This window comes from Blautia sp. OF03-13 (genome assembly GCF_003460685.1).
GTDB lineage: Bacteria > Bacillota > Clostridia > Lachnospirales > Lachnospiraceae > Fusicatenibacter > Fusicatenibacter saccharivorans.
Genome location: NZ_QTVR01000030.1, coordinates 1 through 19,027, shown reverse-complemented (window position 1 = coordinate 19,027; position 19,027 = coordinate 1). Strand labels below are relative to the sequence as shown.

24 protein-coding genes are annotated in these 19,027 nt (G+C 38.6%); 21 read left to right on the top strand and 3 right to left on the bottom strand.

What is annotated here, in order from left to right; all coding sequences use genetic code 11:
* On the top strand, positions 1 to 978 hold a 978-nt coding region (locus DXA55_RS15685), incomplete at its 5' end, for a hypothetical protein (RefSeq protein WP_117814603.1).
* A gap of 405 nt (positions 979 to 1,383) precedes the next feature.
* On the opposite strand, the gene DXA55_RS15680 is transcribed toward DXA55_RS15685, so the two are convergent.
* Both DXA55_RS15680 and DXA55_RS15675 read right to left on the bottom strand, forming a co-directional pair.
* Positions 1,384 to 2,175 carry a hypothetical protein gene (locus tag DXA55_RS15680; RefSeq protein ID WP_117814602.1) on the bottom strand — a complete coding sequence of 264 codons (792 nt, stop codon included), beginning with the start codon at positions 2,173 to 2,175 and terminating at the stop codon, positions 1,384 to 1,386.
* Entirely contained in the window at positions 2,176 to 2,703 is a 528-nt protein-coding gene (locus DXA55_RS15675) for a helix-turn-helix domain-containing protein (protein ID WP_117814601.1), read from the bottom strand. It lies immediately after the preceding gene.
* 335 nt (positions 2,704 to 3,038) lie between these two features.
* Between DXA55_RS15675 and DXA55_RS15670 the strand changes: the two genes are divergently transcribed.
* The 10 genes from DXA55_RS15670 (at position 3,039) to DXA55_RS15620 (ending at position 10,118) form a co-directional block, all read left to right on the top strand.
* On the top strand, positions 3,039 to 3,227 hold the full coding sequence (locus tag DXA55_RS15670; RefSeq protein ID WP_117814600.1) for a LysR family transcriptional regulator: 189 nt from the start codon (positions 3,039 to 3,041) through the stop codon (positions 3,225 to 3,227).
* Positions 3,227 to 4,318: a site-specific integrase gene (locus tag DXA55_RS15665; protein WP_117814599.1), complete on the top strand. Its 1,092-nt coding sequence runs from the start codon at positions 3,227 to 3,229 to the stop codon at positions 4,316 to 4,318. Before DXA55_RS15670 ends, DXA55_RS15665 begins: the two co-directional genes overlap by 1 nt.
* A complete protein-coding gene (locus DXA55_RS15660) occupies positions 4,308 to 4,643 on the top strand; it encodes a plasmid mobilization protein (RefSeq protein WP_117814598.1) in 336 nt (111 codons plus the stop codon). Before DXA55_RS15665 ends, DXA55_RS15660 begins: the two co-directional genes overlap by 11 nt.
* A complete protein-coding gene (locus DXA55_RS15655; protein ID WP_117814597.1) occupies positions 4,633 to 5,775 on the top strand; it encodes a helicase RepA family protein in 1,143 nt (380 codons plus the stop codon). Before DXA55_RS15660 ends, DXA55_RS15655 begins: the two co-directional genes overlap by 11 nt.
* Positions 5,776 to 5,879: 104 nt before the next feature.
* Positions 5,880 to 6,113 carry a complexin-2 gene (locus DXA55_RS15650; RefSeq protein ID WP_199605858.1) on the top strand — a complete coding sequence of 78 codons (234 nt, stop codon included), beginning with the start codon at positions 5,880 to 5,882 and terminating at the stop codon, positions 6,111 to 6,113.
* Between the two features lie 311 nt (positions 6,114 to 6,424).
* Positions 6,425 to 7,855: a MobA/MobL family protein gene (locus DXA55_RS15640; RefSeq protein ID WP_117814595.1), complete on the top strand. Its 1,431-nt coding sequence runs from the start codon at positions 6,425 to 6,427 to the stop codon at positions 7,853 to 7,855.
* Positions 7,856 to 7,872: 17 nt separating this feature from the next.
* A complete protein-coding gene (locus DXA55_RS15635) occupies positions 7,873 to 8,250 on the top strand; it encodes a TnpV protein (RefSeq protein WP_117814606.1) in 378 nt (125 codons plus the stop codon).
* 110 nt (positions 8,251 to 8,360) lie between these two features.
* Positions 8,361 to 8,750 (top strand): DUF6483 family protein, encoded by a 390-nt coding sequence (locus DXA55_RS15630; protein ID WP_117814594.1) that lies wholly within the window; start codon positions 8,361 to 8,363, stop codon positions 8,748 to 8,750.
* 54 nt (positions 8,751 to 8,804) lie between these two features.
* Positions 8,805 to 9,134: a DUF3784 domain-containing protein gene (locus DXA55_RS15625; protein WP_330415351.1), complete on the top strand. Its 330-nt coding sequence runs from the start codon at positions 8,805 to 8,807 to the stop codon at positions 9,132 to 9,134.
* Between the two features lie 123 nt (positions 9,135 to 9,257).
* Entirely contained in the window at positions 9,258 to 10,118 is an 861-nt protein-coding gene (locus tag DXA55_RS15620; protein WP_117814604.1) for a KilA-N domain-containing protein, read from the top strand.
* A 1,110-nt stretch (positions 10,119 to 11,228) separates the two neighbouring features.
* Here DXA55_RS15620 and DXA55_RS15605 read toward each other — a convergent pair.
* A complete protein-coding gene (locus tag DXA55_RS15605) occupies positions 11,229 to 11,777 on the bottom strand; it encodes a helix-turn-helix domain-containing protein (RefSeq protein WP_117804151.1) in 549 nt (182 codons plus the stop codon).
* Between the two features lie 390 nt (positions 11,778 to 12,167).
* On the opposite strand from DXA55_RS15605, the gene DXA55_RS15600 reads away from it, so the two are divergent.
* From DXA55_RS15600 to DXA55_RS15560, 10 genes are all read left to right on the top strand, one after another.
* Entirely contained in the window at positions 12,168 to 12,353 is a 186-nt protein-coding gene (locus DXA55_RS15600; RefSeq protein WP_015560978.1) for an AlpA family phage regulatory protein, read from the top strand.
* A gap of 93 nt (positions 12,354 to 12,446) precedes the next feature.
* Entirely contained in the window at positions 12,447 to 13,643 is a 1,197-nt protein-coding gene (locus tag DXA55_RS15595) for a site-specific integrase (RefSeq protein WP_117804152.1), read from the top strand.
* Positions 13,644 to 13,722: 79 nt separating this feature from the next.
* Positions 13,723 to 14,064, top strand: a complete 342-nt coding sequence (locus DXA55_RS15590) for a plasmid mobilization protein (protein WP_117804153.1) — start codon at positions 13,723 to 13,725, stop codon at positions 14,062 to 14,064.
* On the top strand, positions 14,057 to 14,431 hold the full coding sequence (locus DXA55_RS15585; RefSeq protein WP_117804154.1) for a TnpV protein: 375 nt from the start codon (positions 14,057 to 14,059) through the stop codon (positions 14,429 to 14,431). Before DXA55_RS15590 ends, DXA55_RS15585 begins: the two co-directional genes overlap by 8 nt.
* On the top strand, positions 14,431 to 14,940 hold the full coding sequence (locus DXA55_RS17165; protein ID WP_158565102.1) for a hypothetical protein: 510 nt from the start codon (positions 14,431 to 14,433) through the stop codon (positions 14,938 to 14,940). The genes DXA55_RS15585 and DXA55_RS17165 overlap by 1 nt, the downstream gene beginning before the upstream one ends.
* 35 nt (positions 14,941 to 14,975) lie before the next feature.
* Positions 14,976 to 15,338, top strand: coding sequence for a plasmid mobilization protein (locus DXA55_RS15575; RefSeq protein WP_117804156.1), 363 nt, complete (start codon positions 14,976 to 14,978; stop codon positions 15,336 to 15,338).
* Positions 15,317 to 16,075 (top strand): relaxase/mobilization nuclease domain-containing protein, encoded by a 759-nt coding sequence (locus tag DXA55_RS17960; protein WP_242998631.1) that lies wholly within the window; start codon positions 15,317 to 15,319, stop codon positions 16,073 to 16,075. Before DXA55_RS15575 ends, DXA55_RS17960 begins: the two co-directional genes overlap by 22 nt.
* Positions 16,076 to 17,152: a hypothetical protein gene (locus DXA55_RS17955; RefSeq protein ID WP_227094044.1), complete on the top strand. Its 1,077-nt coding sequence runs from the start codon at positions 16,076 to 16,078 to the stop codon at positions 17,150 to 17,152.
* A 7-nt stretch (positions 17,153 to 17,159) separates the two neighbouring features.
* Positions 17,160 to 17,447 carry a DNA-binding protein gene (locus DXA55_RS15565; protein WP_330411335.1) on the top strand — a complete coding sequence of 96 codons (288 nt, stop codon included), beginning with the start codon at positions 17,160 to 17,162 and terminating at the stop codon, positions 17,445 to 17,447.
* Positions 17,441 to 19,024 (top strand): DNA cytosine methyltransferase, encoded by a 1,584-nt coding sequence (locus DXA55_RS15560; protein ID WP_242998628.1) that lies wholly within the window; start codon positions 17,441 to 17,443, stop codon positions 19,022 to 19,024. Before DXA55_RS15565 ends, DXA55_RS15560 begins: the two co-directional genes overlap by 7 nt.
* The last annotated feature ends 3 nt before the right edge of the window (positions 19,025 to 19,027 follow it).

Sequence of the window (19,027 nt, the reverse complement as noted above, 5' to 3'; positions counted from 1 at the left end):
ATGGGGAAGAGCATAATCGGATTATTAAACCATTTTTACTCGTTTTTTAGGTATGTTGAAAATGGTATTTATAAAAATGGATTTGTGAAGGTAGGAGAAAATAAGATTAAATATATTAAGGAACCTGTATCTGGTATAGAAAAATCAAAAAGAACCAAATCATTTGCGGTATCTTCTACTAGTGCTTTGAATCTGTTTGACATGGCGACTACAAATTATGAAAACTTGTATAAACTATCTAGAATTATGGAGATACATAATATGGCATTAGGGATTCAATCGCCATCGAATGCTTTGCTAAGTTTATGGTCCATTCTTGAACTATTGTTGGAAAAAGAAAAAAACGATAATGACCGCAGTAGGATTTTTAATATTATTGATTTGGTAACACCTTACTTAATAAACTCTTATATTGAAAAGATAGTAAAAAATTTACTATCAGATTTGCAACGATGGAGTAAAAGGAAAACAGATGCGGTTTTATCAGGGATCACGGTAGGGAGAGATGAAATAGAGAAATTATTTGCATTTATTGCACTTGAGGTATATGATGATAAGAGAAAAGAATTGTATAGGGAATTAGAAGCATTTCCATTATTGAGATTTAGGATTTTTACTTTAAATGAGCAATTTGGCACGAAGAAAAATCTCAATCGTATGTTAAATGAACATGAAAAAAAATTAAGATGGCATCTGCAACGAATTTATCGTGCAAGAAATCGTATAATTCATGATGGAGATGACATAATGAATATTGAGAATTTGGTTGAAAATCTTCTTTTCTATGTGGATATAATATGTGAGAGAATCATCCAAAAGATAGGCGGGAGTGGCTATAAATATACAGTGTCTGATGCAATTGTAGAAGAAAACTTACAAGCAAAAGATTATCAGATGATATCTGAAACGATAAGCGATATTGATGATAAAAATTTTACGATTTTTCTATATCATAGCGCAGAAAGCATAGTTTTGTAGGAGAATTTATGATATAGCGGCAACATATTGGCAACAGAAAATCAGTAAGCCAGAATAAATGATGTAATTGAAGTATAAAACGGCGTGTATTTGCATAAAACTTAAATAAATACAGTTAAGAACAACAAAGAACACGCCGAGTTTGAGTAAACAAAAATGCTTAGTAAACCCAGCGCTTATGCGGGTTTGCGGCACTTTTAAAAGTCTTTTGATAACAAATTGATAACAGTTGCATGAGAGCCATTATTCTTGTAATCCAGTGGTTTTAGGGTTAGAGAATGATTAACAGGTGGTTGTGCAACAAATAAATCCATATTATTTAGAAAGCCCTTAGCTGTGGGTAAAAACTCATAGCTAAGGGCTTTTTGTCGTTATTTGTGTTGAATTAGGTAGAATAAGTAATGGTTAGATAATTTTTCCAATAAATTCTCCAATTACAGCACCAATAACCATAGAAATAAATGTCCAAAGGATTTGGATCCACCATGTATCTTTACAATAATTTAGGATTCCTTGAATGGATATTCCATATATTTCTGTCCATTTTGAATTAACTTTCAGTGTGTTGTTAATTGCTCTGTTGAGGATATTTGAAAAGACATCAACTTTACGTAGCGTGGACATATGTAGCTTGACGTATTCTTTATTTGCGAAAGCAGCAGCTTCTTGCGAACCATTAAGATAGTCTTTGGCTTTAATATCATTTTGTTCCAAAAGCTTCTCCATACGGGGATGTCCTGCATAACCAACACCGTAACAGTTTATTAGCTGACGGGCGAGGTCAATCTTTTTTTCATCAGGAATGTTATAAGGGATACCGCCTAAAACAGAGTACCTATGTTCAATAGCCTTAAATCCGTAATTAATGTCACGCATATTCCAGTGAATCCAGAAAAAATTACTATGTTCTTTGGCATATGCGAAGAATTCATCCAGCATTTTCTTTTCTAATTCATCATAATGGAGTTCAATATCACTAATCTGAATATGTGATTTTTCGGCAACTTTATGAATAGAAAAAGAATCTGTTTGGGCGGTGGCATAGGCGTAAACTGCAATAGAAGTAATTCGAGGAGTATGTCCATCCTTTATGTCATAAAAGCTTTCGCAGGAATAGTGGATAATCAAATAATTTTGAGGGTTAAGATCAATCTCTGAAAAAAGTTTTCGAGCATTGTTATGTCGAGTATGTTGCATTTAATTACCACCTTCTTTCAATATTTCAACCAAAGCGTCACTAAGTTCCTGTGAGGGTACTTTCGCCCACACTTGAGTGGTATCAAACTCCGGGTAGTGGTAACGCCACTCATCGTATTTGGCTTTACTGATTTCTTCAGAAGATAGCTTGTCAGCCTGTTCTTTCCAGGCATACAGCATTTTCCGAAGTTCGTGAGCGTCTTTGCCTTTGGAAGTATCGACTTTCAGACAGATTTCTCCGTCTGCTGATTCACTGACAGTCAAACCGTACAAATCTTCAAGAGTAAACAAAGTGTGCATCAGTCCAATATAGCTGTCAATGTCAGGCACATCGAGTGCATGAGGGGAAACATCAAGAGCCTGTGCCAGTGCAGCAGTAAGTTCCGCTTTCGGTTTTCTTGTTCCTGTTTCGTATTGTGCTAAACGTACATCGGCACTTCGCTCAGGAAAGCCGACAATCGTACCAAGATATTTTTGTGTCATTCCACGCAGAATGCGGAAAAAATGTATTCTCTCTCCAATCGCCATAACGTGTCCACTCCTTGTATGTATTTTACAATGAGTATAGCAGATATGTTTAGGAGAAGTCAAGATAACACAAAACAAAAAAGTTTAATATTTTCCAAAAAGCCACTTGACACAAACAAATATGCTTAGTATAATTGGTTCAAAATTAAACAGATAAGTTTAATAAAAATAAAATGACCGTCCGAACAGTATAAACCGCCAAGACCTTGCCAGACAGCAAGCGAGCGCCTGACATATTATGATATATCGGGACAGCACAGTGCCGAACAGGGAATACCTGCTGGAACTTCATTCGGATAGAACGGCGATAAAAAATGAAAGAAAGGACTGATTATATGAAAAACAGATTTATTTGTGCCGAAGAAGTGGCACAGGAACTTAGCGTATCAAAGCCGTATGCTTACAAGTTAATCCGTCAGTTGAATGATGAATTAAAAGCAAAAGGCTTTATTACGATTTCAGGACGGGTAAACCGCCAGTATTTCTATGAAAGACTCTACGGAGCAGGGAAGGAGGATGAATAATGCCGGTATTCAAGAACGAGAGCAATGGAACATGGTATGTGATGGCGAGATATGTAAACTGGAAAGGCGAACGTAAGCAGAAATGCAAGCGTGGATTTGCTACCAAGAAAGAAGCACAAGAATGGGAGCGAATGTTCCAGTTACAGAACTCCTCTGATATGGATATGAGTTTTGAAGCCTTTACTGAACTGTATATCCGGGATATGAAAAGCCGTCTGAAAGAGAACACATGGCTGACAAAGGAGCATATCATCCGTACGAAGATATTACCTTATTTCGGCAAGCTGAAAATCAGTGAAATTTCCACGAAAGAGGTTATCGCATGGCAGAATGAGATGCTTGCCTATCGGGACGAGAAGAAAAAGCCATACTCACAGACCTATCTGAAAACGCTGCACAATCAGTTGTCCGCTATCTTCAATCATGCGGTGCGGTATTATGAGCTGCGTTCCAATCCTGCCGCTAAAGCAGGAAATATGGGAAGTGAGGAACACAAGGAAATGCTGTTCTGGACGAAAGAAGAATACAAGAAATTCTCATTTGAGATGATGGACAAGCCTGTTTCCTTTTACGCTTTTGAAATGCTCTACTGGTGCGGCATCCGTGAAGGAGAACTGCTGGCACTGACCGCCGCTGACTTCGATTTTGAGAAAGAAACGGTCAGAGTCAACAAGTCCTATCAGCGATTACACGGAGAAGATGTGATTACCACACCGAAAACAAAGAAAAGTAACCGCATCATCAAAATGCCGAAGTTCCTCTGTGAAGAAATGCAGGAATATTTACAGATGCTTTACGGATTGAAGAAGAAAGACCGAATATTTACGGTCACAAAAAGTTATCTTTATCACGAGATGGACAGAGGTGCGAAAGCCGCAGGAGTAAAGCGTATCCGTATCCATGATTTACGGCACAGCCACATCAGCCTGCTGATTGATATGGGATTTTCAGCAGTAGCGATTGCAGACCGTGTAGGACATGAAAGCATTGACATCACTTACCAGTACGCTCATCTGTTCCCGTCAAAGCAGACGGAAATGGCAGATAGATTAGACGATTTAGGGAAAGGAGAGATTGAAAATGTCAGCTAAGAACAGAGATAACAAAAACCGTTGGAGAAACATTACAGTAGGGTTTCGGGTATCGCCCGAAGAAAATGAACTCATCAACAAGGCAGTTGCCTTATCGGGACTGCCGAAGCAGGAATACTGCTACCGCCGTTGCCTGAATCAGGATGTAGTGGTACAGGGCAATCCCAGAGTATTCAAGGCACTTAAAACGGAACTTGCCGCTGTCCTTACAGAATTAAAGCGGATTGAAGCAGGGAACAGCGTGGATGAGGAACTGCTGAATGTCATTGAACTGATCGCTGTTATTCTGGGCGGTCTGAAAGGAGAGGACGAAGATGGAAAATAAAAAAGAAATGACTGCCCCGGATGTATCTGTTGGCGCAGATACGGAGCAGCCGACTTCTAAAAACACTACAAGTAGTATATCCGAGAATGGTGGAAATATCAAGAGTTTTGAGGAATTGCAGAGAGAAATGCAGCTGCGATCAGACCCGTCCTATCTCCAGACCATTTCCATGAATGAACTGTTTGACACACAGTATCGGAGTAAGCAGCCGTTGATTGACGGTCTGCTCTACCCCGGCACTTATATCTTTGCAGGTTCGCCCAAACTGGGAAAAAGTTTTCTGATGGCACAGCTTGCCTACCATGTTAGCACAGGTACACCGCTTTGGAATTATACCACACGAAAAGGGACGGTGCTGTATCTGGCACTTGAGGACGATTACCGCCGTCTGCAGGAGCGTCTGTACCGGATGTTCGGGACGGAAAGCACCGATAATCTATACTTTTCTGTTTCTGCCAGTCAGCTTGGAAATGGACTGGATGAACAGCTTGCAAGATTTGTGGCAGAGCATAAGGACACGAAGCTGATTATCATTGATACACTTCAGAAAGTGCGTGAGGTTGGCGGGGATAATTACAGTTACGCAAATGATTATCAGATTATGGCAAGACTGAAAAGTTTTGCGGATGCCCACGGACTTTGTTTACTGCTCGTACACCACACAAGAAAGCAGAATGCGGATGATAAGTTTGACATGATTTCCGGGACAAGCGGACTGCTTGGGGCGGCAGACGGAGCGTTTCTTCTTCAGAAAGAAAAACGGACAGGCAATGCCGCAACACTGAAAGTATCGGGCAGAGATCAGCAAGACCAGAAGCTGTATCTTATCCGCAATACAGAAAACTTGTTGTGGGATTTGCAAAAGGCAGAAACAGAATTGTGGAAAGAACCGCCAGAGCCGTTACTGGATGAGATTGCGGAGCTTGTTAGGAAGGACAATCCTTACTGGGAAGGTTCGCCAACAGCACTTGTCACATTGATAAATGTAGACATTCAACCTCATGTTATTACAAGAAAGTTGAATGTTCTTGCAGGACGATTGTATGCAGAGCATGGGATTCTCTTTCGGAGTGAACGTGTCCACGAAGGACGGAAACTAAGGCTCTGGAAAGACAATACAGAAAATGTGTGACAGTACGTGACGGTTGTGACGGTATTTTTGACAGCGGGCGGTATCAAAATAACCGTCACGACTGTCACATACCATCACATACTGTCACGGAGAGGATGGATAAGATGGGAAATGTGCAAATATCACAGGAATTATTTATGCAGTTGATTCGCTTTCACTTAGTTGAAGATGAGAGTTGTGAGAAAGAAATCAAGAAGGGGTTAGAGAAGAAACTGGACAAGATGGTCATGCGTGACCTGTATGGAAAATTCAAAACTGCCACGACAGAGGAAGAACGGGAACGGGCGAGAAAAGAGTATCTGGACAGACGAGGAGTGCCGGAGAGCTTCCGTTGGTAATGAGAACAGGAGCGTGGCACGCCCCTGTGGATGGCAGACAAGGAGAAAGCTGGAAAGGATAAAGCCCGGATACGGGCAAATAAAAAGGGCGGATACGCCCAAGATGAAAAACACAAGCCGAAACATGGTACAGAAAGGCAGCACCTTATAAAGCCCTCGGCGTTTGAGAGCGAAATACACCCATCGCATAAACTTCGTTTATGCTCTGTGTATTTCGCTGCCGGGAGCCGTTCCGCCGACAGGCGTATAGTTCGTAAACAGGTGCTTATGCACCTACTCACAGTAAGAGCAGGCGAGAGCCGGAAAGGAGAATGCTTATAGGCAGACATTCATTTATCAGACAAAATAAGCTGTCTGATGTGGCAGGAAGAATTGATTATATTTCCAATCCGAAAAGGCAGGAACATCTCTATGCGACTTATCAGACGGAAGGAGCAACACCGGAGTTCTGGAAAAATCTTGCGAGAGAGAATCAGTTGGATTTTAAGACAAGCGGAACAGCTGGAAAATGTATTGAAGGACGGGAGTTTATCATTGCACTTCCAGAAAGTTTTGTTGAGTTCAAAGCAGATGATGTGGTAAGGCTTTTCACGGACAGCTTTCATAAAAGGTACGGTGTGGAATGCAGTGCGGCACTTCACCATAACAAAAAAATGACTAATTACCATATTCACCTTGTATTCAGTGAACGGAAAATGCTGGAACACCCAGAAGTGAAAATTGCTACCAGAAATATGTTTTATGATGAACAAGGCAAGCACAGACGCACGAAGAAAGAGATTTTAGATGAGCAGGGAAAGCTTCGGGCAGGATGCAGTATTATTCCCAAAGGGGAAGTTTATGAGAGCCACATTTTTACAAAAAAAGATGAATGGTTTAAGAGCGATGCTTTTACCAGAGAAGTCAAAGAGATGTTTACGGAAATCATTAACAGCCATGTGAAAGAAGAATCCGAAAAGCTGTCTGTATTTCAGCAGGGCGGTGTGTATCTGGCAACGAAGAAAATCGGGAAGAACAATCCGAAAGAAGCAGAAATACGGGCAGATAATGTGGCAAGGCAGGAATGGAATCGGACGGTTGATGTGGCATTAGTCGAGGGCGTTCCCGAAGAAGATATTTTAACCGTCAAGCGAGAGAAAATCACAGACAAAACACTACAATCTATAAGGACACATGGTTGGCTGCCGGATATGTTTCAGCAGATTATCCGAGGAGCAAAAGACTTCTTACAGGAAATGATTTTCAAGTTTAAGCTGCCGCCGAAGCCAGTACCAAAGATTGATTTACAGGAATGGAAAGATATGCGGAAACTGATGGAGAAACTTCAGAAGCAGTCACAGTCAATAAAGTCCACGCAGCAGGAGATTTCCTTATTGAAGAAACAGCTTTCCGAGACAACAGGATTTTTCAAAGGGAAAGTACGGAAATCCTTAAAGGGCAAAATTGAACAGGCAGAGAAACAGGAAAAACACATTCACACGGATATGGAACAGACGGTAAAACAAGCAGGATATCCAGATGTGCAGTCTTTCGCAAAGACGTATCAGAAATCAGAGAAACTGGTCAGGGAATACAATGAGGAGTTGCAAGCATGGGAAAATCAGACAGAACCGAAGAAAGAGCAGTCATCAGAACCGCCGAAAAAGGCAAGCATACGGGGAAAATTGCACCGCTATCAGCAGGAGAGCAGGCAACAGCCAAAACAGACAGTAAAGAAGAAATCAATGGACAGAGAACAATGAGAAAGGTGGAACAGAAAATGAAGAAAACAATTTTTGAAGAAATGGGCGGCACTTATGTAAGATGTGGGGATTACTTTATCCCCAACCTTACCTTGCCGGAGGAAGAAGAATCGAGATTTGTTGGAGCATGGGGGCAAAGACATTTACAGTATTTGAAAGAATACCGCAGAACGTTATATCTGGATCTGATGATGAGCGGCAGACTGAACAGTTATCTGGCAGATATAGAGGAACAGGCACAGGAACGATTTGAAAGAATTGTGGAGCAGATGAAACAGGCTCAAGGAATTACCGAACAGTTAAAGGCAGATAACGCATTGGAATGGGTAGGCAGGATGAATAATATTCAGGCGTGTGCGAGAGAGATTGTGGACAAAGAGATGATTTACCAGTAAAAACATAATGGAGGGCAAGTCAGGAAATGGCTTGCTCCCTACTTTACAATAATACTGTTTGATGTATAATTAAGAACAACAGGATAAGTTGAAAGTTATGGAGGTGAAAAATGTATTTCACAGACGAAAAAGACTATATTATGCGAATGATAAAAGAAATGGTAAGAGTATTATTTTCTTTAATATTTGGAAAAAAGTATGTCTCTGTTGAACTTGAAAATAAATATGAAGTATCAGGGAAAAATTTGAAAGATTTTCTTCATATGATTGATTCTGGGAAAATTAACGAAGCAGAGAATATACTTTTAGATAGCATTGATTATACAGACAGAAATGAGGTAATGGCAGCAGCTCTTTTCTACCAATACCTTAGTGAGAAGGATAGTGAGTTTTTGAAAAATAACAATTATACAAAAGAAGAAGTGCTTTCTGGTTTTAAGCAATTACTTATGCAGTCAGGATATACTGATTTGCTATGTTTGGTCAAAGATGAGGAGTAATGTAGAAAATTCAAAGAGATAAGAGTGATTGGTTGAAAGGAGAAATTGTATTATATGTTCTATGATTATATGTTCTATATTGTTTTTGATTTTATGATGGCAGTGATTATGTTTTTGTTTGGAATGTGGTTTTATAAATCAGAAGGAAAAGCTGCTAATTTCTTGTCGGGTTATAATATGAAATCAGCGGATGAACGAAAGAAATACGATGAGAATGCTATGTGTAAGGCATATGGAAAAAGAATGATGTTTATGTCAGTTCCTTTTATTATTGGAATAATCATAGATATCCAATATCAAGGAATTGGTTGTTTGATTGCATGGGGGATATGGTTTATTATGTTTGTTTTGTTGCTTATTGATAGGCATAAAAGAGAACGTTAAATTTCAGTTGCGAAAATTGATGTGACAATTACATATGGCGAGAAATTGAAAAGAAAAATTAGAAATCTATTTTGAAAAAGGGTATCCGTAATGTAGAAAGGGAGAAAACCAGGATTGAAAAACATGAAAATAGATGCCAATGGAACAGAAATCAGAGTGATGGGCGATGTTGTTAATGAGGATGCTTACATTTCACTCACTGATATTGCAAAATATAAAAATCCAGACAATGCTTTTATCGTGGTAGCAAACTGGATGCGCAATCATTCTACGATTTCATTTTTGGGCTTGTGGGAACAAATTCACAATCCCAATTTTAAACCTATCGAATTCGATAGGTTTAAAGCAGAATCTGGTGATAATGCTTTTACGCTGACACCGCAGCAATGGATAAAAGCAACAGATGCAATCGGTATCGTATCAAAATCGGGACGGTATGGCGGCACTTATGCCCATACGGATATAGCTTTCGAGTTTGCTTCATGGATTTCACCGGAATTTAAGCTTTATATTATCAAAGATTATCAGCGATTAAAGAAAGATGAAGCAGATCGGTTAGCGATTGGATGGGATGTAAAGAGAGAACTTTCAAAAATAAACTATCGTATCCATACAGATGCAGTAAAAGAATTTTTGATAACGCCCACATTATCTCCGCAGGAAATGGCATATACATACGCTTCAGAAGCAGATATTTTAAATATGGCTTTGTTTGGAAAAACGGCAGCACAATGGAGAAATGAAAAAGGAATAAAAGGCAAAACTCCTAATATCAGAGATTTTGCTTCAGCAGAAGAATTGGTTGTGCTTATCAATCTGGAAGATACAAACGCAGACCTGATAAGACAGGAAGTGCCTAAAATTGAAAGGTTGAAAATATTAAGAGAAAAAGCATACAGGCAATTAGAGCTTTTGAGAAAGAACCAAGATACGATTGCGGCATTAAAGAAAAATCTTATTGAAGATACAGAAACAAATGGTTGATTTCCTAAGCAAAACCGCTTATAATCTGAATCGGAATATATTGCTATTATCCACAGTTACGGAGTGGGTGTTATCAATACCGATAACAAATTGATAACATTAGCCCGTATAGGCAGGATAATATGGATAAATCAAGTAATTGAAAGAAAAGCGAACACGGCAACAAATAATTTCTAAACAAAATTGATTAGTAATTGTCGAGTTTGAATAATTTTCAAAAGCTCGCAAAGCCTAGTAAAATGGGCATTTGCGAGCTTGTTTTTTGCTCATTGGTACTAAAATGGTACTACATATTAAACTTTTGTATCTTTGATAAAACCCGTATATATTAGAATTGCTAATATGTCCGCAGGTATATATAGGGCAAGATTTGCTACAAAAGCAGTTACGTTGAAAGTGTTATTATCGGATTTTGTAAGTAAAAAGCATCCAAAGATGTGTATTGGAAACAGTAATAAGTAAAAGAGTATATTTTTGTCTAAGGTAATTTTTATGAATTTGTACTTTTCAGGTTCTTCATCTAATATTGCATTTATATTAAAATCAAGTGTTTGCATATCATCAGATGAATTGCATAAGTCTTGTGAAAGTTTAATAAAAGACTTTTTGTGCTTAAAGGCGATGCATAATCTATCATTATTTTGTGGACGAAGTATTAAATGTAATTTATTTATAATTTCGGTGGACGAAGTATTAAATGTAATTTATTTATAATTTCGGTAAATATGTCTTGTGTTTCTGCTTTTTGTAGATAGGCAGAATGGATTATTCGTGAAAACCAAGTTATACTTTCTGTATATTCTAAATCAGAAATTGTTGATGAAGAAAAATATTCTAAATAATTTGTCAAATCGCGTATGTTGCTGATTTGAGGTAATCCAAATCGTTTTTCGTAAATTATATTAAGTAATATAGCAATAGCTAATATAGCAATAGCGAACATTACAATAAAAAGTAATGAAAAAATGCATAAAATAATCTTTATAAGCAAATTGAGTAACGATTAGTCCGATTATAGGTACATATAGTAGTAATAAAAATACTAAAGTAAAATATTTAAGGTAAAATTTTCTTTTAAGAGTTTTTTTAAGATTCATAGTAGATATCTCCTTATATTTGCGGCCAAGTAATTTTCCACTCAAAGTATTCGTTTGGAGAAATCTCTCCATTATTTAATTTCGTTTTCATTTCACACCAGTCTGACAAGAAGTCATTTACCAATCCATATTCAAAAGTTAATGCAATGGGTGCACCTGCGCAGTCATAATCATCTTCGCAATAAGTTGGTTTTGCTGTTTCAGAAGGCTTTGAAGGTGTCATTGCAGTTAAGTGAATCAGATTACCTGGTGCAGTATACTCTGGAAATCTTGTGCCCTTTCCACGTGCAGGAAGTGATGTGGCACTTTCTTCAAGCCAGAAAAGTGTTTCAATGATATCTTCAGCAGCACCAAGGCTGTAATCAGATATTGCCTTGTAATTGCAGTGCAAAGCATCAGCAAGTTTTAGAATCATATCTTCACCGGGAATGCGGGCACCGGTTTCATACTGGGATATGCGGACAGACATATTTTTGCCCTCAAATCCAAGTGCACCGCCAAGCTCGTCCATTGTCATTTTACGGAATACCCGTATTTTCTTTATTCTTTCACCAATTGTCATAGTGTAGTCACCTCCGTTTATCTGTCCCTGATGGATTGTTAAAGACAGTATAACACGGAAAAAATGAAAATGGAAGTTTTTCTATACGAGAACATTAGAAAAACTTCTTGACAATACAATACGGTATAGAATAATATCAATTCAATTATCTATACGATATTGTATTGAAAAACAACTGAATGAGCGGTATCAGAAATCTAACAGGCATTTGCCAGGACATTCATAGGAATCGAGCGAATGTAGACACTCCCCCAAGCGGACCGAGTACCTCGAGCAGGAGCGGGCGGTATTACAGGAGATTATCTCAGGTAAGGAGGCTGGTTGTGACATCAGCAGAACTGGTATGGAGAAACGCCAAAACAAATTTTAATGGAAAGGTGGTGAAAGGGCATGAACGAAAAGTTTTTAGAAGTAGGAGATGTGATGCAGATTCTTGGGATTTCAAGATCAGCAGCATACAAGCTTATGAGACAGATCAACAGTGAACTTGAAAAGAAGGGTTATATTGTAATCCGAGGAAAAGTAAGCAGAAAATATTTTGAAGAACGCATTTATGGTATGAGTGATGCAGGGTAAGCAACAGGTAAGAAGATTGAGACAGAGGCAGGTGCAAAAGTTATATGGTTTTAGGCATCTGCTTCTGCATATGGAAAGAAGGAGATGATGAATATGCCAGCTTATAAAGACAGTAAGACAGGCACCTGGTTTGTCAAATTCTATTGTAAGGACTGGACTGGGGAAAATAAACAGATAAAGAAGAGAGGATTTGCAACAAAAAGAGAAGCGTTGGATTATGAGCGTAATTACAAAATACGGCAGGAGAATAATCTGGATATGACATTTGGAGAGTTCTGGAAGCTGTATACGGAGGATATGAAAAATTATGTCAAACTCAACACATGGCTTACCAAAGAACACATTGTGGATACAAAGATACTTCCATATTTTAAGAATCTTAAGATGAATGAGATTACACCGGGAGATGTACGCAAGTGGCAGAATGAGATGGTAGCATTTCGTTATGAGAATGGGAAGAGTTATTCCCAGACTTACAAGAAGACAATGCACAACATTTTAAGTGCGATATTCAATCATGCATGCAGGTTTTATAATCTGAAATCAAATCCGGCAAGACAGGCCGGAAATATGGGCAGGGAAGAAAAGAAGGAAATGCTTTTCTGGACAACTGAGGAATATAAGAAGTTTTCAGAAGCGGTGATTGACAAGCCGGTTTCATTTTATGCATTTGAAATGCTGTACTGGACAGGAATGAGATTAGGTGAGCTGCTTGCACTTACGATGGAAGATTTTGATTTTGAAAAGAACACAGTCAGAATAAATAAATCGTATCAGCGGCTGCAGGGGAAGGATGTTATTACAACTCCGAAAACACCTAAGAGCAACAGGACAATCAAGCTGCCGAAGTTCCTTGCAGAGGAAATGCAGGAATATTTTGCAATGTTATATGACCAGACACCAACAGACAGGATTTTTCTGGTAACAAAGAGCTTCCTTCATCATGAGATGGAGCGTGGCTGCAAATTATCCGGTGTGAAGAAAATCAGAATCCATGATCTAAGGCATTCGCACATTTCACATCTGATCGACCTCGGGTTTTCCGCAGTTGCAATAGCTGACAGGGTTGGTCATGAGAGCATTGATATCACATATCGTTATTCGCATCTGTTTCCGTCAAAGCAGGTGGCAATGGCGGACAGACTTGATGCTGTCAATGCAAGCTTTGAGGATTGTGAAGAGCAGGATGATGATGTAGAAATCATGCAGACAGAGGAAACAGCACCTATGATTGATATGGATGCGGCTGCGGAAAAGATTATAAGCATTGATAAGTACAAGGCAGTCTGATAATGCGTGTACAAGTTTTGCTGGATATATGAAGCAGAAATTAAAAGAATAGATTTTATATCGGAGGGAGCAGATTATTATGAGCGAGAAAAGGCTGGATGCCAAGAACAGATGGAGAAATGTTGTAGTAGCGTTTCGTATGTCACCGGAGGAAGCACAGGAGCTGAATGTGAAGGTTTCACTCAGCGGACTTTCAAAACAGGATTATATCATCCAATGTCTTCTGAAGCATGAAATCAGGGGTGTTGGTGGAATGAAGGTGGCAAAGAAAGTACAGGTGCATCTTGATACGATACTGGAAGAATTACAGACATTAGATGAAGCAGACAGAGGTATAGATGTTGAAGAACTGCTGGTTCCATTAAAGCATGTGCTTGATATTCTGCAAAGTGATGAGAAAGGCGGTAATCATTATGAGTAAGACAACATTTGAAAAGCTTGGCATCCCATATGAAGAAAGGGATGGAATCTTTTATCCGGTGCTTGTCGCAGGAACAGAGAAGGCAGATATAGATGTAGGAAAATATGGGCGTATGTGGATTAAATATATCAAGGAAGAATATCCAATGAGATATAAGAGTCTGGTGCGGTTCGGGGAGCTTGAAGAGCGAGCAGATGAAGTCAATGAAACAGCATATGAGCTGCTTGATGATATTGAAGCTAAGTGGCTGAAAAAGCATAAGCCGAAAAATCCGAAATCTTTTATGGAACAGTTACAGCTAAGAACACAGACCAGGATGATGGCAGAGGAAATCGTTATTATGGATGTGGTGATGCAGTTTCATTAGTGTGGGGGCAAAAAGCGCCACCAAAACGTGAAAATGGGGGCAAAAAGCGCCCCCAAAACCACAAAGTGGGGGCAGAAAGCGCCCCCGCACAAATCAGAGCCGAAAAAGTGTGGGGGCAAAAAGTGCCGTCAAAATGCAAAAGTGGGGGCAAAAAGCGCCACCAAAACAGTAAAGTGACGGCAAAAAGCGCCACCACTCGGATAAGCGAGAAAAAAGTCATGGTGGCGGAAAGTGCCATCAAAATGGAAAAGTGGTGGCGGAAAATGCCACTAAAACAGCAAAGTGATGGCAAAAAGCGCCACCATATCAGTAATTGTGGTGGAATATTAACCACCACATATCATATACAGGGTGCAGGTGCTCCTGCAAGACGAAAAAATATAAACGCTGATGGCGTTTATATTTTTTCGGGAAAAGGTCCGACCTTTTCCGCATCTTGCAAAACCTATGAACACATTTTTAAGAAAGGTTGGAAAAGCAATGGTACAGATGAAAAGAGATTGGTTTGATACAGCATTAGAAAACTACGAAAGGGGAGAAATGTATGGCAGATGGAAAGAGAAGATACAAGTTTGACAGGAAAGATTATAAGATATCTGTGAAGCTGTCAGAGAAAGATATGGATATTCTAAAAGCAGCACTTAAACGAACAGGAATGACAGCAAGTGCATATATAAGAGAATTGATCCGGACAGGCGGCAACATTGATACAAGTTATCCAGAGGACAGGGCAAGAGTAATCCGTGTTATTGCCGGTATTGCAAATAATATTAATCAGGCAGTAAAGCTTGGCAATTCACAGGGAAAGTTATATTACAGCGATATTGATAAACTGCAGAGCAGTCTGGATGATATAAAGAAAACATTTGGGGAGGTGCTGGAAATATGGCGATTACAAAGATCCTGAATATCATGGAATCGGAAGGCAGAAATCCGGCATCGCACCTGAAGAATGCTTTGGAATATATCCAGAATCCGGATAAGACAGAAGAATGCGTACTGGTGGGCAGTATTAACTGTCTGCCGGATACAGCATTTGAGCAGATGGAAGAGACAAAGAATATTTTTCATAAGACGGGTAAAAGGCAGGGCTATCATGTGATCATATCGTTTTCACCGGAGGAAAAAGTAACATCAGAGCAGGCAATGTATGTGCTGGAGCATTTTGCGAAGGATGTGCTTGGTGATGATTATGAGGCTGTGTATGCGGTTCACACTGACAGGGAGCATATGCATGGACATCTGATCTGGAACAGTGTCAGCATGACAACCGGCAAGAAATACAATTCACCGAAAAGCAACTGGAAGAATCATCTTCAGCCTATTACAAATAAATATTGTGATGAACTTGGACTTTCCATTATGCCGGCAGAGTACAGCAGGAATCCAAAAAATATCAGCAGGGACAAGTGGGAAAAGGAAATGTCAATGAAAGAGATAATTCTAAGGGATGCCAAGATGTGTGCATATGCAGCCGGGAATGTGGAGCATTTTAAATATCTGATGAAAAGACTTGGATATGTATTTAAGAAAGACGCATGGATGGAGGTGCAGGCACCGGGATTTCGGTATTATCATAAACTGGCAAAGCTGGACGAGATGTTTTCAGAAGATATGTTACGGCATTATGTGGATATGCCCTAGATGGCAAAGCCTTACTTTTATTCGTCGGATATCAGGGGACTACACAGGGCGAAGCTGTCACCATTCCAGAAGAAGTTTTATGCAAAGCTATACAGATTAAGGGTTGTAGAACAGAAGCGTTTTGTAGTTGGTGGAGCAAAGTATACGGAAGATTTGAAAAGATTTCATCAGTTACAGGACGAATATCTGCTGAGTGTAAATAATGACATCAAAAGTGTTGTGGATCTTGTGGATTTCATAAATGAGCATGAAGAAAAGATTCAGCAGATTGAGGACAGACAGCATGAGATATACAGAGAAAGCTCTAGTCGGAAACGCAGTATAAAGAATGAAGAGCAGTACCGGGAATATCAGATATGGCATGTGGAAGTGCAGGAAGAACTGGACGAACTGAAGCAGGAGAAAAGGGAAATTAAGAGGCAGATACAGCTTGCTGATGACATTATAAAAGAAGATTTGTATACGGCTTATTATGCGGTGTCGGGAAAGGAGGAGATTGTTGCTGACAGGGATGTTGAGATACCGGGGATGGAAGAGGATACTGCGGTTGAGGAAATAGTGGCAGTAGTTGTTGAGCCTGATGCAAATGTTGAGGTGATGAATCCTAACAATAATCAAAATGAAATAGGCAGACAGAAAGAGCCAACTGATGGAGTTAGAAAACAGCAGATTGATTTAGAGGGTATAGGAATTTCGGAAATCCATAATCTATCGGATACGAATGTGGCAAGAGTTGGCGAAAGTATTGCTGATGTAACAGGTAAAAGTGAATTTGTGGAAACTAGAGAAACTGAATCTGTGGACAAAGCTGGCTGGATTGTCAGGAGAATATCAGAGCTTGGTGGTTATGAGAATGTCGACGATTCTGCTAAGGTTGATGTATTTGGATTTGATATTGCTGATGTAAGCGGCAGCATAAGGTTGTTCTCGGATGTAATGAAAAGGCTGGACATAAAGTTGGATGGAGATGAGCTTTATGAGGAGTTTCAGAGGGTTTATGATGAGAGTGTTATTAGAAATGCTGATAAGCATAGAGAAGAACCTATAGAAAAGAACAGGGTATTAAAAGGCAGATGATTTCCATATGGAAGATATAAAAAGAACGGATGTTTGGCAAAAAAAACTTGTAATTATTCAGATAAGTGAATATAATAGAATATATGATTGGAGGAATACAATGAACTATTTAACTACCATAGAAATGTCAAAAAAATGGGGAATTACCTCGAGACGGATAGCAATTTTATGCGAGCAAGGTCGAATAGATGGCGTTGTGAAAAAGGGAAAAACATGGCTTATACCATGTGATGCAGAAAAGCCTGAAGATGCAAGAAAAAACAATCATAGTAAACGAGGTGTATTGGTATGCTAAAGGATAAAACATTAACATATATAAGTCTTTTTAGTTGTGCTGGAGTTGGGTGTTTTGGATTTAAAAAAGCTGGATTTGAGTGTATAGCTACGAATGAGCTGATAGAAAGAAGATTAAACGTTCAAAAATATAATAATAAGTGTAGATTTGAATCAGGATATATTTGCGATGATATAACTACAGATGAGACAAAAAATAAAATATTTAAAGAAATAGACAGATGGAAAGAGCTTGGAAATGACAGGGTGGATGTTTTAATTGCAACACCCCCTTGTCAGGGAATGTCTGTTGCAAATCATAAAAAAGCAGAAAATGAAATAGTTCGTAATAGCTTGGTTGTTGAGTCAGTACATTTAATACAGAAAGTAGCGCCTAGATTTTTTATCTTTGAAAACGTAGCTGCATTTATGAAAACAGGTTGTACAGCGCCTGATGGAACAGTTAAAGCGATAGGTGATGTGGTTTATGAGGAATTGAGTGATAAATATATTATTGTCAGTAGAATTCTTAATTTTAAAAACTATGGTTCAAATTCATCAAGAACGCGAACTGTTGTTATCGGTGTAAGTAAGGATATAGCAGAATATGTTGCACCTATTGAGTTGTATCCAACATATGTAGAAGAGAGAACTCTTAGAGATGTAATAGGCGATATGCCTAAATTGGAGTGGGGTGAAATTTGCCCAACAGATTTTTATCACTCATTTAGAACATATCCAGAAGAAATGCGTTGTTGGATTCATGATTTGAAGCAAGGACAAAGTGCATTTGATAATGAAGATGAATTGAAACGTCCACATAAGATTGTTGACGGGGTAGTAGTACCTAATAAACAAAAAAATGGAGATAAATATACTCGTCAATATTGGGATAAGGTTGCACCTTGTATTCATACAAGAAATGACCAATTGGCAAGTCAGAATACTGTACATCCAGAAGAAGACAGAGTATTTTCAATTCGTGAACTTATGAAAATTATGACAATTCCACCGGAATTTAAGTGGATTGATAAGACTTTAGAGGAATTGAATGCTTTACCAGAAAAGAATAAAAGAGCTCTTTTAAAAAAAGAAGAGATAAAGATAAGACAAAGCATAGGAGAGGCTGTACCTACAGAAATCTTTTTCCAAATTGCATGTAATATCAGAGGTTTTATGGAGCAGGAGCATTTTGATAACTCTATGATTAACAAAACAATTGAAGATTACCAGTTGGATAGTCCTGATAATTTAATTGATTTTATTGTAAACAATCCGCTTAATTTAGGAAGTGCCTCTTTGGCTAGAATAGCTGAATTGACAAATTCTAAAAGAGAGAACAATGCTGCATATTACACAAACAAGTTCATAGTGAATGAAATATATAAGCAACTTCCTGAATTTGAAAAGGAGGAAATTAACATACTTGAACCATCTGTTGGAGTGGGAAATTTTTTGCCATTTCTATTTAAAAAATATGAGAATGTAAAAAGAGTTAATATTGATGTGGCTGATATTGATAAAAAGAATTTACAGATTCTTCAGTTATTGTTGCAGAAGAAAAAGATGCCATCTAAATGTAAATATAAATTATATTAACAC